The sequence below is a fragment of the Pseudoalteromonas rubra genome (assembly GCF_005887115.1).
Classification (GTDB): domain Bacteria; phylum Pseudomonadota; class Gammaproteobacteria; order Enterobacterales; family Alteromonadaceae; genus Pseudoalteromonas; species Pseudoalteromonas rubra_F.
This window is the reverse complement of sequence record NZ_PNCJ01000015.1, coordinates 176,218-191,579: the sequence shown is the minus strand read 5'-3', so window position 1 is coordinate 191,579 and position 15,362 is coordinate 176,218. Positions and strand designations below refer to the sequence as shown.

The 15,362-nt window shown below is 54.5% G+C and carries 1 protein-coding gene; it reads right to left on the bottom strand.

Going from position 1 to position 15,362, the window contains the following annotated elements; translation table 11 throughout:
- Window positions 1–8: 8 nt before the first annotated feature.
- Complete coding sequence (locus CWB98_RS11490; RefSeq protein WP_138545009.1) at window positions 9–15,323, bottom strand: non-ribosomal peptide synthetase; 15,315 nt, start codon at window positions 15,321–15,323, stop codon at window positions 9–11.
- Between the last annotated feature and the right edge of the window lie 39 nt (window positions 15,324–15,362).

The following is a 15,362-nucleotide window of genomic DNA, read 5'->3' as shown; positions in this document are numbered from 1 at the left end:
TGTAGAGTTTAGGTCAGTTCAGCTTCTGCCAACTGACATAGCTCATGCAGTACTGTGACATAAGCGTGTGCCAGCCCTTCAATGGTCTCCCGACGGTGAATGGCATGACTGAAAGACCAGTGGAAGCTGATCTGTCCCTGGTTCACAAAACAGTCGATCCCCAGCAAGGCAGAGCGGTGGGCTTTCGGGCTGTGTAGCGGCCCGATGGCGTCATCGCTTATCACCATCTTGGGCGACGCATTGCCCTGACTGACAAACTGACCAAGATAGTTAAACTCTATTTGCGGCTTAGGCAAGTGTTGCAGCTGCTCAGCCTGATCACTGGCGTATTTCAGTACCCCGTAGCCCATCCCTTTGTTTGGCACTGCGTCCAGCTGCGACTGAATGCTTTGCAGGCCGCTCACCAGATCCGCATGCTGGTCAAGCTGTAATACCACAGGGTAGATTTTAGTAAACCAACCCAGAGTGCGGCTGATGTCGACACTGTCCACGCCGGGCAGTTCATCCCGTCCGTGACCTTCAAGGCTCACGGCAAGGTGGTCGGCGCCATGCCACTGGGCCATTACCCGATGCAAAGCAGTCAGTAACAGTGCATTGATCTGGGTTGAAAACGCCTGTGGAATGGTCCGCAATAATGTATCGGTGCGGGTTTCATCCAGCGCAACTGAAACCACTTCGGCACACGCTTCGGTGTTGTCCTGCACAGCAAAATCCTGAGGCAGGGCCGGCACTTTGTCGAAGGGCAGGTTGCGCCAGTAATTCAGCTCATCTCGGTACACATCTGCATGTTCTGCCAGGTGATGACCCCACTCAATGTACGACAAAGTCGTGGGCAGCAATGTCTCGGCTTGTGGCTCGGCACTTTCAATCAGCTGATACAGGTCCTCAAAAATGGCGCGCCAGCCCATCATATCAATCGCCAGGTGGTGCATAATAAACACCAGCTTCTGAGGTCGGTGCTGGCCACAATCGAATAATAAGACCTTGCTGATCGGCCCCAGTTGCAGATCCAGACTGGCCTGAGCATCTCCGGCAATGAGCTGGAGCTGCTCTGCCATCAGGCTGTCGTCATGCTGGCTTAAATCATGATACTCAAGCACCAGACCGGTGCCTGTCTGGTCTATCCTTTGTTGCCATTGTCCTTCCTGACGGTCAAAGCGTAAACGGAAGATCTCATGGTGCTTGTCCAGCTGGGTAACTACCTCAGCAATAAAATCTGGCGACTGAGGCTGCAGTAAAGTGAAGGCAAAAGCCTGATTCCAGTGGTGTTGCTCGGCAAATTCTTGCTCGAAGAAACGTGCCTGAATAGGCACCAGCGGACCAGACAGGCGGGCTTCAACCGGCGCCTGTTCACAGTCGGTGAGTGCCGTGCAGCAGGCCGCCACCTGGCTCAGGGTTTGCTGCGCCAGCAGATCCTTCACCTGCAGGCGCCAGCCGTCGCGTTTCAGACGGGCACCAAGCTGAATGGCAATCAGTGAATCGCCACCCAAAGAGAAGTAGTTATCTGCAAGCGAAATCTGCGCTGTTTCCAGACTCAGTAACTCGGCCAGTGCCACTACCAGTGCGTATTCTGCCTCACTTTGCGGTGCGACGCGTTGTGCTTCCCCTGTTTTTATCAGGTTGAGCTCGGGCAGCTTTTTACGGTCTACCTTAAGACTTGGCAGGCGCGGCAGCGCTGTGAGCTGCTGATATACGCCAGGTCTGTGGGTTTGCGGTAAATGGGCCTCTGCATGGGCTCTGAGTGCGCTTTGCAGATCATCATCTGTGTCTTCGCGCGCCACCCAATAGGCGACCAGCACGGGTTTGTTGTTTTGTGAGGCCAAGGGTTTGACTGCCACACACAGCTCTTTTACGCCAGCCAGTGTTGCCAGCTGGTTTTCAATCTCTTCAGGCTCCAGACGCACCCCGTTCAGCTTCACCTGATGGTCGCGGCGTCCTGCATAAAGGTATTCGCCCTGTTGATCCCGCCAGACCAAATCACCACTGCGATAGTAGCGCTGGCCGTTCAGGGTAACAAAGGCGCGACGGGTTAACTCGCTGTCGTTGCAGTAGCCCTGTGCCAGTTTGAGCCCGCTGAGCAGCAGCTCGCCAGTCACGCCATCGGGAACAGGGTTAAGATTGTGATCGACCACCACGGCGGCGATTGGACCGGCCGGGTTGCCTATTTTGACTGCCTGTTCAGGGCCAAAGGTTCGCGGCGCGCGCCAGAACAGACTGTCGACACAACATTCAGTCGGGCCATACAGGTTAATTAACTCGCTGCCGGGCAGGGCCTGATAAAATGCTGTGACGGTTGACGCTTTCAGAGCCTCACCGCCTGCTTTGACATACCTCAGGTCATCCAGGGTGGCAAACTCGGGCTGTTGCAACAAAATGTCCAGCATACTGGGGACCAGGTGCAACTGACTGATATGGTTATCTCTGAGCAGGGTTATGAGCCGGTCCGGTTCATTGTGCACGTCGGCAGGGGCCAGATACAAACTGCTGCCACAGGCCATAAAGGGCAACAGGGCATTGATTGAGGCGTCGAACACCACAGGTGTGATCAACAAACAGCTATCCTGAGGCTGCAAGTCAAATTCACTGACATGCCAGCGAATATGCTCAGCCAGCGCCTGGTGGCTGATCTCAACCCCTTTAGGCTGACCCGTTGATCCCGAAGTAAAGAGCACATAGGCCAGCGCACTGGGTCCGGGTAACTCGCACGCCGGGTGAATTGTACTGGCAAGGGCCGCAGGCGTGTTGATGCAGCACTGTGGCACGCTGAGTGCCTGGCAGCTGTCCAGTAAGGATTCCTCACAGATCAGGACCTTAGCCTTGACCTTATTGGCGATGTACTCGATACGTTCCGCCGGAAAACCCGGGTCTACAGGCACATAGACACCACCGGCATACCAGATGGCCAGCAGTGCGCGTATTAAGTCCACCGAACGTGGCAGCGCCAGAACTACGGCATCGCCCGGGCAGCAACCCTGTGCAATCAGGCCGTGTGCCAGCGCTTTTGCATTGGCTTCCAGCTCAGCAAAGCTAACGTCCTGTGTGCCATCGGTCAGGGCCGTTGCCTGTGCTCTGAGCGCAACCTGCCGGCTGAACTCATCCAGTAGGGTGGTGTTTTGCGCAGCGTGCATGGGGGCAGTACAGATCAATGCCGTTTCAGATAGTTGCAGCGGCTGGTGTGCGTCTTCAGTCAGTCGGTTCAGGTTGGCACACAGGCTGTCGAGCAGTGTCTGGATCCCTGCACGGTTGTACCTGGCGGTTTTATAACCCAGGTTCAGGCTGAGCGTATCGCCCGGGCAAACGCTCAGGGTCAGGCCAAAGGCGGTATTTTCTCTTGCGTGTAAATCACAGATAGCCAGACCGTCACCACGCATCATGTCTTCGTCAACCGGGTAGTTTTCAAACACCAGTATGCTCTCGTACAGGTCGTCTTCGGCGTCAATCTGTGCCCATTTCTTGATCTCCTGAGCAGAGCTGAATTGCCAGCTCATCAGGGCGCTTTGACAGTCGCCGATCTGCTGAACCAGCTCGCTACCCGTTTGTCGAGGCTGACAGTCCACTATCATAGGCAGGGTATTGATAAACAAGCCTGTCATATCCAACACGCCGGTCATGTCGGTGGGGCGGCCAGAAACCGTTACCCCAAAGACCACCTGATTGCTATGACATACTGCGCTGAGAGTCAGTGCCCAGGCCGCCTGTACCAGGTTGTTTAGTGTGGTGCCTTGTTGCTCTGCATGCTCACGCAGCCTGGTAAACTGCTCATCGCTCAGCGTCTCGCTCAGCATATCGAAACTCTGCGTTTCATCTGGTGTAGGTGGCGCCAGCAATAATTTACGCTGCTCAGGCAAGGCTGCTAAATAGGTTTGCCAGAACTGCTGCTGAGCCTGTTGATCTCGTCCGGCAACCAAATCAACATACTCGCGATAAGGCGTCAGGGAGCGCATTTGGGTGCCCGGCTTTAATGCCGCAGACAGCTGTTGCAACAGATTGGCCTGAGACCAGCCATCGAGGATGATATGGTGATAGGTCCAGCAAAACAGGGTGCGTTGCTCGCTGAGGCGGATCAGTTGCAGGCGAAATTGCCCTGGCTGTGCCAGGTTGAATTCCTGGTAGCGGCTGTTCGTGAGTGCCAGATCTATTTGTTCAGCCTGTTGCACTGAGCCAGTGAGATCGAGGTGCTCTAGCGGTGGGGCCATTTGTGTATGGACCACCTGAGCGTGCTCGCCTGAGGATAAAAAGTGGAAGCTGGTACGCAAAATCGGGTTGTGGTCTATCAGAGTTTGCCACGCACCAATAAAGGCTTCCTCATCCAGCGTCTCGGTAAAGGTCCAGTAAAGCTGGCAAATGTACACGCCCTTGCCCGGATCAGCCAGAGTATCAAACGCAATACCTTGCTGCACTGGTGTCAGCGGATAAACATCGGCGACGTTATTTAGTGTCAGTTGCTGCTCGGTCAGGGCCTGTGTCAGTTCACCCATGGCTTCCTGGTTGAGCCGGTTGGCAGAGAAATCGCTCGGCCACAGGTGTGCGTCATCGCTGCTTTGTGGCGCTTCTAAAGTCTGCCACAGAGTATTTGCCAGATTATTCAAAGGACCCGCCAGCAAATCCGGGTTCACGATTAAGCGGCTGTGTAGCTGTCCCTGATCAAGCCAGAAAATCACTTCCAGTAAATAAGGACGGTTATTTTCCGGTGCCGCGTTGTCACCCAGCGGCAGGTGATGTAACGGTGCACTCAGCAGCGCGTCTGGCGTATCCTCGGCGCTAAAATCACCGAGGAAATTAAAGCTTAGCCAGGCCTTTGGCAGCGCACTCAATTGCTCGCGCAGGGCCGAATCAAAACTTAAGTAGCGTGCCAGATTATAGCTTAACCCCTGCTCGGGCACGGCGCGGAGCTGTTCTTTGATACAGCCGACCAGATCCGTTTGCTGCGCTTTACCCTGAAGCAGAACCGGATAAATGCTGGTAAACCAACCTGCTGTGGCCGAAACATCCAGCTGCTCGTCATAACTGTGGCGGCCATGGCTTTCTAAGTCCAGAACCAGCGCGTCTGTGTCCAACAGCCCGGTCAGTGACTGATACAGCCGGGCAATCAGGTATTCCTCCAGTGTACACCGCATGCGCTGACATGCATTATGCAGTGCCTGAGTTGCTGCGCTGCTCAGGGTGTGTTTCACGGTGGTGGCATCACCATACAGGTTCTCTTCATAGTTGCTTTGCAAGGCGTCATCGACCCCGCTGATGTGCCATTTGGGTGACAACCAGTAGGCGGTGATCTCACTGACGACTTCTGGCTTTTGAGCCTGCTCAACCAGGTGCTCAGCCCACTGCCGGTAACCGGATTGTGGGGCGGTTAGTTTGGTGTCTGGGTTTGCCAGTGCATCTGCCAGATCTTTCATCAGCAGACGCCAGGAAACACCGTCAATTAATAAGTGGTGACACGCCACCAGCAGGTATTGCTGTGGTTGTTCATTGTGCGTTGCACAGATGCGGGCAAAGACCAGGTTACAACCTTGCCAGGGGTCGACCATTTGGTGCACCTGATTAGCAAATTCATGCAATACCTGAGTCCGGGCTTCTTCATCCTGCCAGTGTAGTTCAGCGTCAATCACCTGATAGAGCGGCGCGTGGTTTTGCTGCTTGTCATACAGCCACTGCATTTGCTGACCCTGTTGCTCACTAAAGCGGGTATGGAACAGGTCGTAAACCTCAGCCAGTCTGGCCACCGCGGCATTCAACTCGCTTTGCCCGATACTCAAATCCAGCGCAAAGATGGCACTTTGGTCCCAGCCAGCGGGGGTGGCAAATTGCTGAGCAAAGAACCATTGCTGGATTGGCGTCAGCGGCACTTGCCCGTAATTTTGTACCGCGTGGTTGTGGCTGGTGACAAGCTGATCGCTTAATGGCGCCAGAGCCGCCAGCGTTGGGTTGCTCATAAATTGTTTGGCAGTGAGTTTAATGCCCTGTTTGGCAGCTGCGGCAACCACTTCCAGCGCCGAGATCGAATCCCCACCGAGTGTGAAGAAGTTGTCTGTGTCACTGAAGTCGTTGCGCTTTAGTACTCTGGCCCAGATAGTGCGCAGCGGACTGAGGGCATCAGGTACTGCTTTGCTATGGTGTGTCGTCATGGCATTCGGTGCCGGACGCGCCAGTTTGTCTTGCAACTGTTGTAGCAGGGCTTTTTTGTCGGCTTTGCCGTTACTGGTGAGCGGGAAGTCATTCACCGCATGCAAATACGCTGGGATCATATAAGCAGGTAAGCGGCCCTGTACCTTAGCCTTGAAAGCCGCTTCGTCGATATTGGCATCGGCGGTAGCTGCCATTTTCAGGCAGGCAACAATGCAGGGGTCGCCTGCATCTCGTTGCCATACCATAGCTTCACAGGCTTCGACCAGTGGCAAAGCGGAAAACGCCGCCTCAATCTCACCCAGCTCGATACGAAAACCCCGGATCTTCACCTGATTGTCTTTGCGCCCGCGATAGACCAGCTCGCCACTGGGGTGCCATTTGGCAACGTCGCCACTGCGGTAAAGGCGTTGCTCGCGCCCATCCAGCTGTTTTGTCACAAAGCGCTCCGCGTTAAGCTCTGGCCGGTGTAAATAGCCCAGCGTAACACCGTCACCACCAACAAACATTTCACCGTATACGCCCAGCGGTTGTGGTTCACCTTGTTCGTTCAGTACCCAGATAGACAGGTCATCGAATTGACGACCGATCACATTGCCCACGCCTGAGGTTAAGTCTGCGGCTGTGATCTCCCGGTAAGTGTTATGCACCGTGGTTTCTGTGATGCCATACATATTGATCAGGCGGTGCTGTCGCTTGGGGTAGCGCTCAAACCACGGTCGCAGCTGCATGATATCCAGCTTTTCACCGGCAAAAATCACATAGCGCAGTGCGTCATACCGGAACTGATTATGACTCAGGTGCGCGCGCATCAGCGCCAGAAATGCCGTGGGTGTCTGGCTTAATATGGTGACCTGCTGATCGTGAATAAAGCGGTCAAACTGCTCTGGTGCACGACACACCCATTGTGGCACCAGGGCAATGCGGCCACCATATAACAGCGCTCCCCACATTTCCCAGACCGATACATCAAATCCGTAGGAGTGGAACAGGCTGAACACATCCTGCTCGCTGAAGTGATAATTTTGTTCATTGGACTTGAGCAGGCGCACCACGTTCCTATGATTGACCACCACGCCTTTGGGGCGTCCGGTTGAGCCAGAAGTAAAGATCACATAACAGGGTAGTTCGGAGTCACGCCGCGCCAGTATCTCTGCCCGGTCATAGTCAGCGGCTTCACCTTTTTGCAGCTCACTCAGTGCCAGCCAGGGCGCACCACTGGCGGCGACTATCTCGCTGGGTGTCTGATCGACAATAAAGGCGGCAACACTGACGTCTTCCAGTATGGTGGCGATCCTGTCTTGCGGTACATGGGTATCGAGCGGGATATAGGCCGCGCCCAGCTTGAGCACCGCGATGATGGAGGCGATTAAATCCAGTGAGCGCTCGACGTTAATGGCAACAAAGTCTCCGGCAGCAATATTCAATGCCAGTAAAGACGCAGACACTTGCTCAGCACGCAGGTTGAGTTCGCGATAGCTCAACGCTTCGCCCTGATAATTGACGGCAATGCGATCACCAAAACGCGCAGCTGTTTGTTCAAAAGCAGTCGCCAAGTCGGTCACAGGGTATTGGGTTTGCGCCGCACTGAACCGGGCAATCTGCGCCTGCTCCTGGGGCGCCACCACAGATACCTCGGCCAGTGCGCTATGCTCCAGCAGCTGAGTCATGACGCCTTGCAGATTGGCGCCAAAGCGCGCTATGGTGTCGCGTTCAAAGCGTTGTGTGTTGTATTCAATGGCCAGCCCCAGTCCCTGCTCATCTTCAACCAGGGTAAAGGTGGCGTCAAATTTAGCGCTATGCATGTCCAGCGGTAATGCTCTGAACACGCTGCCCTGTTGCTCGGTATTGGTTTCAATGCCGTGCATCTGGCTGTCGAATACCACTCGCACTAAGGGGGTTTCACCCTCGACACGTTCAACGCCCAGTGCATCGACAATACGGTCAAAGGGGGCGTGCTGGTATTGTATGGCAGATGTAAAGCGCTGACTGATCTGTGCCAGCAGTTGCGCGGTGTTGTCTGCCTCATCCAGGTCGACTACGAAGGGCAACATGTTGACAAAAAAACCTATCTGCGACTGGCTTTGTGGTACCTGACGGTTTGCGAACGGTGTGCCAATAATGACTTTGTCACTGTTGTTGTAGCGCCCCAGTAACAAGGCCATGGCAGCCAGGCCGAACTGGTAAGGCGTGGTGCTGTATTGCTTACAGCAGGTGTTGATTGCCTCACTGAGCTTGCTATCTAAGCTCAGTCGGAAGATTTCTCCCTGATGACGATTCTCGCCGCTCTCTTCATAGTCGTAGGGTAATACAGAGTGCTTTGGCTCGCTGCCGATTAAAGTTTGCCAGTATGAAACGGCGTCATTCACCGCGCTGTGGTTGCTGTCATGGCGCTCCCAGTAGGCAAGATCTTTCACCTGTAAAGGTAAAGTGGCTAACGTCGCCTGGGTCGCCCGACAATGGCTTTCATATAGCTCAGCCAGCTCCTGTTGTAGTATCCGTACCGACCAGCCGTCAGCAATAATATGGTGAAAGTTAAATAACAGTATCTGACGTTCTTCGGCGCAATTTAGCAGGGTAACCCGAAACAGCGGAAGCTGGCTCAGATCAAACGGTGTCCGTGCCAGGTGACGCAGTGTCAGAGTGAGCTCATCGTCACTGTGTGTTCGGCAATCCTGCTCTTCAATGGCGACTGTAAAGGGGCTTAACACCTGCTGCACCGGCCGACCTGCCAGGCGTTTAAACACGGTACGCAGGCTACAGTGGCGCAAGACCAAATCGCTCAATGCGGCGCTGAAGGCGGTTTTATCGAAACTGCCGTGGATTTCTAAAGCAAAGGGGATGTTATAGCCCGGATCCTGGCTTTGCAGTTGGTTGATAACCCATAATCTTTCCTGCGCATAACTGAGAGGATAGCAGTCTTGCGGATCAAAATGGACTGACAGCGCCTGGTTGCTTTGCTTAGTGGCCTCTGAGGCAATAGCGGTTAAAAAGTCACCCAGTTTAGGGTTGGCAAATAAGGTTGCAACCGGGACCGAAAGTTCGAGTGCCTGATTAATTTGATGCAATAAACGCATAGCCAGGATGGACTGACCGCCGAGTGCAAAGAAGTCGCTATTGCGGTCGGCCTGTGGCACGCCCAGTAGCTGCTGCCAGTGAGAGACTACGATATTTTCCCAGTCATCAAACGGACGTTCATCAAGCGGAGCCGGATCGTCGCTTGCCTTGACTTGTGGCTCTGTCAGCGCCCGGTAGTCGAGCTTACCGTTGGCGGTCAGCGGCAGTTCTGAAAGGCATTCATATACCCCGGGCTGTGCATAGGCCGGGAGTTCACCTGCCAGCTCTGCGGTGATCTGTGACAGGTCGATGCCAGTGTCGGGTCCGGCAACCAGATAAGCCGCCAGATACAATTCGCCCTGACGGTCATTAAACGCGCGTACCGCAGCATTGGCTACGTTCGGGCAATGACGCAAACAGGCCTCAACTTCTGCCGGCTCGACCCGGAATCCACGGATCTTGAGCTGATTGTCCAGCCTGCCGCCAAATTCCAGATTACCGTCTGGCAGATAACGCACCCGGTCGCCACTGGCGTACAGACGTTCAGTGCCGACCTCTGGCAGCGTCAGTTCCGTAAACTTCTCGGCATTGAGTTGCGCACTGTCGAGGTACCCTGAAGTTAGTCCCATACCGGCAATATACAGCTGGCCCCAGCTGCCGTCAGCCACGACCTGTAATTGCTCATCCAGTACGTACAAACGCGTATTGTTCAGCGCCTTACCCAGGGGGGCATGGGCGGTGTGATAACGGGTTGCCGTAAAGTCGCCATGATTGGCCGGGCAATAGCTGCTGACATAGAAGGTTGATTCCGTGGGTCCGTAGCCATTCACAATCTGTAGTGGTTGATGACAGGCATCCAGCACCGCGTGCATCAGTTTGAGGTCACCAGCCTGGCCTCCGGTTAACAGGGTTTGCAGACCCTCAAATACCTCCGGGCATTGACGTGCCAACTCATGGAACAAGGCCGTCGTCAGGAACATATGGCTGATCCTGCGTGCACTGATGTACTGGCGCAGCGTATCCGGGGCCAGTGCCGCTTCGCGTGGCACCACGGTCAGTTCACCACCGTGTAGCCAGGCACCCCAGAGTTCAAACAGGGCGGCATCAAAGGAGATATTTGCTATTTGCGAGATCACCGACTGACAGCTCAGTTCGGTGTAGTTGTTGTTACAAACCGTACGCAGTATGGCGCCATGAGAGACAGGCACTGCTTTTGGCAAACCGGTTGACCCTGAGGTAAATAATATACACAGCGGATCCGCTAAGGTGCCCTCACACTCTGGCAAAGTAACGTCTTTGGGTGTTGGGGTCTCATTCAAATTCAGGCACGGACAGGCAAGTTCAGCGTCCAGTACCTCCTTCACATCACTCAGTAACACTTTTGCGTCACTGGCCTCTAGCAGGTGTTTGATACGTGACAGAGGATAATCCACAGAAACGGGCACATACACGGCACCCAGGCGTACTGTGGCCAAAATTGCGATAAGTCCCTCGCTGCCCTGCTGATAGCACAGCGCGACTTTATCGCCTGCGATGATGCCTTGCTGGTGCAACTGCTGTGCTATCTGCTCTGTTTGCTGCTGTAGTGAGGCATAATCCAGGCTTTGCTTGTCGCAGCTTAAGGCGGTGCGTTCGCCGTGAAGCTGCACCTGTTCACGGAAGTAAGTATAAACATTCCTGGTTTTTGGCAGCGCCACTTCTGTGTTGTTGCGCTCGCACAGGATCTCGGTGCGCTTGTGTGCAGATACGCAGTTTAGTTTGCCTACGCGCTTGCTGCTGTCCTTTACCAGATCTTCGCACAGAGTGAGCCAGTTATCGATAAAGTCGTTGGCATAGACTGAGTCCATCGCTTTAAGTGCGTACTCAAAGCACAGTTCAACCCGGTCATTGCTGGCCAGTACATTCATAGTCAGCGGGAATTTTGCTTGCTGTGCATCCACGGCAAACGGTGCCATATCGAGTCCGGGCAACTGAATGTCAGGCTGAGCCTGCACCCAGGAAAACAATACCTGCACCAGGTCGCGTTTAGCGCCGGTCGCTGCGCCTTCGCTGCTTTGCAGGATATGATGATAGGGCAGTTCGGCGTGCTCCAGTACACTCAGACAGTGCTCTTTTACCTGCCCGGCCAGCGCAGTGAAGCTTTGCTGCGGGTCAATTTCGGCCAGCAGCGGCAAGGTATTAATGAAAAAACCAAGCGTATATTGTTGTGCTTCTTTGCGCTCCGACGCAGGCAGGCCAATGACAAACCGTGACTGGCGGCTGTAATGCCATAAAAGCACCTGAAAACTGGCCAGATACAGCATGTTCTCAGACACCTGCAAGCGCACTGCCAGTTGTTTCATAGCTGTGCTCAGCGGGATTGGGATTTCGCGGCGCACTGTGCCCGCCTTATCGTCAGCATCTATCACTCCCGCGACGGGAAACGCCAGTGCCTGTGCTTCATTTAAGTAGTCGTGCCAGAAGGTTTGCTGTCTTGCACAGGCCGGACTTTGCAGCCATGCGTGCTGCATTCTGGCATAGTCGCTGTAACGACCTGCCTGCGGCCAGTGTGTTGTTTGCAGATCTGGTTGCTGCCAAAGCTCGGTGAGTTCGCGTAAAAATAAGGCGCCAGAGCTGGCATCTGCAACGATATGGTGAAACACCAGCGCCAGCACGTGGTCCTCGTTGCCCAACTCAATAAGCGCACAGCGTAGTAGTGGTGGCTGAGACAGATCGAAGCAGGTCGTCAGTAATTGCGACTGATACACATCAGCAGCAGCTTTCAGTCGTTGGGCCTCATCATCGTACTCAGTTACGCACAAATGCTCGACTTGCAGTTTTGGTGGAGTAACCAGATGGGTGGTTAATTCACCCTCTTCTATGCGAAAAGCGGTATGCAAGATCTCATGACGAGCCGCAACCTGGTTCAGACAGGCGGTGAGTTTCTCGCTGTCCAGTGCGCCCTGAATGCGCAGTGCTATGGGAATATTATAGCGGGCGTGTGCGCCCTCGTGTTGCTCGACAAACCATAAGCGCTCGGCACTGAGTGACGGCTGGGTAAAGCGCTGAGCGTCAGTGGTGGGCGCGGACCAGCTGCTGGTTTCCCCCTGGCCGGGTTGTGCCAGGAGCAGTGCGGTTTGCTGAGCTATGCTGGTGGCCTGATAAAAGTCTTTAATGCCAGCCACACTATTGAGTGCCTGACAAGCCTGACGATGCGCCTGGCTTAGTTGCAGTGAGTCAACTCCGAGCTCAAACAGATTGGTATCCAGTGCGACGGGGTGACCCAGCAGCGCCTGCCAGATTGCCTGTATGGTGTGCTCTTGCTCGCTTCCTGCTCTGTCGGCAATCTGTGGCTGAGACACCTCAGCCTGTACGGATTCGCTCAGGCGTTGCTTATCAATTTTGCCGCTGACATTGAGTGGTAATACTTCTCGCTCGCTCCAGCGGGTCGGCACCATGTAATAGGGGAGTCGCTCAGCCAGATAAGATTGCAGTGTTTGTGCGCTTATTTCGCAATCGGGCTCGGCCACATAACAGGCATGCAGGTAAGTTTTCCCGGACTGTTGCAGCGCCAGAATACACGACTGCCTGACCTGAGGGTGGAGCGTGAGATGCTGGGCGATTTCCTCGGGCTCAATGCGAAAACCGCGTACTTTAACCTGCTGATCAATACGACCGGCAATTTCCAGTTCACCGTTGGGCAGCAAGCGAGCTTTGTCACCCGTTCTGTAGTAGCGCAGGGTGGGCTCATCCGGCTGTTCAATAAAAGCGTTGGCTGTTGCTTCGGGCTGGCCAATATACCCCAGTGCCAGACCCGCTGAGCTGACACACAGCTCGCCCCAGCACATGTCGGGTACTTGTCTGCCCAAAGGCGTGAGGATCTGCACCTGCATCCCCGTGATGGGCCGGCCAATATTATTGCTGTGTAACGCTTCGGGCTTTGCCAGCTGCGCCGAGGTGATTACTTTGGCCGACACGCATACGGTACATTCAGTCGGGCCGTAGGCATTCACAAATCTCAGATGCTGAGGCCACAGTTGGAGCAGTTTTTTCGGACAGGCTTCACCTGCGCTGATCAAGGTTTTCAGCTGCGGAACCAGGCCGGGCTGTAGTAGCTGGATCAGGCTCGGCGGCAAAGTCACTGAAGTGATAGCCAGATCGTTAAGCAGTGCTAACAGCGTCTGATGAGAGAAAGTGTCTGCTTGTTTGGCCATGACCAGGGTCGCACCGGCGGCCAGCGTTACCACGATTTCCGAAATAGCGGCATCAAAGGACAAAGAAGCAAACTGCAATACTCTGTCGTCAGGCGAGACGTTGAATAAGGCTTGCTGGGCGCGGGCCAGCGGCATCAGTCCGGCATGGCTGACCAGTACGCCTTTGGGTTTACCTGAGGTGCCCGAAGTGAAGATCACATAGGCCGCAGCTGTGGCATTGAGTTCCGCTATTGATGTGGTCAGCGCCTGTTGCGGTGGGCTCAGTTGTGCGGGCACCAAAGTGCGACAAGGCATATCCATATTGGTTTCCTGGCTGAGTAGCAGCAAGCTCAATCCTGGCTGATCCAGGCATGCCAGCAGTCGTTCTTTCGGCCAGGCAATGTCGCAATGTAAGGACACGGCCTCCAGGCGCCACAGGGCTAAAATCGTGACCAGGCTATCGAGAGATTTGTCGAGACAGACGGCAACCTGCATGCCCTTGCTGACACCTTGTTCGCTGAGCTGGGCGGCGCGCCGTTCCAGTGCCTGCATCAATTCAGTGTAGCTCAGTGCAGTGTGCTCATCTTCAACTGCGCATAACGTCCCTTGCTGCTGTGTCAGCTGGTGGAGGTGTTGCAAAATGTGCGTGTGCGGCTGTTCGGGTAAAGAGACAAACCCCCTGTCAGATGTTAAAAGGTTCGCGATGGTTTGCGGCTGAGTTGGGGTCAGTGTTGTCAGGGCGCAGCTAAACAATTCGGCCAGATGGGCCAGCTCCTGCTGATCGAAATAATTCGCCCGGCCAATCAGCTTAGTGTGCAGTGCATCATTCACTTCAAACAAAGTCAGTTCCAGATCAACCTGAGCAATGGCACTGTCTTGCGCGTTACTCAGGCACAGTCCGTGACACTGCGCCTGGCCATTTGCGAGGCTTAACGGGGTGGATTGTACGCCCGACAGTAATCCCATCAGACCCGGGCGAAAGCCACGGATCTTGAGCTGTGGCAGGTAGTTACAGATCACATTATGTTTGTGCCCTTGCGGATCGGCCGCTGGTGAGCGCAATGCGGTCATGGTTTGTTGCTCCAGCTTACCCAGCAACTCCTGAATACTGAGGCTGTCGATGGCGGTGATACTGACAGGTTGCAGGTCGACAAAATGGCCCAGATGGTAGCGATTTTTACGGCTGCGCCTTGCTACCGGAATACTGATAGTCAGATCTGTCTGACCGCTGTGGCGATATAAGGCCAGGAACCAGCATGCCAGTAGCACGGAGAATCGACTGACCCCATATTCGCCGGCCAATTCAGCCAGTCGCGTGTACTCATCGTTGAGGGTGTCGAACTCACCTAATCCGCTGAACTTATTGTGTGCCTGTTGCAGTCCGGTATCGCTAAAGTCGAGGGCGTGATCAGGCTGGTATAAGGGCTCATCATCGGTGTTTTGTTCACTGACCGAGGTATAATCAAGCGGCTCTAAAGTCGCATCTCTATGCTCCAGTATGGATTCTAAAGACGCGAGGAAGTCATTCACCAAGACCTGCAAGGACCACTGATCACAAATCACATGATGAAGCTTGAACAGCACCAGATATCCGGCTTCACAGGCTTTGATCCGGCAGTCGTACAGTTTGCCCTCCAGGCTGATGGCGCTAGCTACTTGCGCCCGGCACCAGCCTCGCAGGTCTTCACTCAACTCGGGATCGTAGCTGAATAGTTCGTCAGGCTCATGAGCGTCTGTGCAGGTCACCAGATTGTCGCTGCCTGCCTGCCAGCGACAATTGAAGAGCGGGTGGCGCACTAGCAGCTGGCGTCCGGCCTCCTGTAATTGCTGGCTTGTCAGGCCCTTAACCAAAAAGCCCGTGTACACGTTATACACTGGGCTTAGCGGATGCAGCTGTTGATCTTGGAGTAAATGAACTTGTCTAGGTGAGAGCTCGATAACCAGGTTGGTTTGTTGATTACGCGTATTCACTGGGACTTCCTGTTATTTTATTCGTTATTTTAAACACTG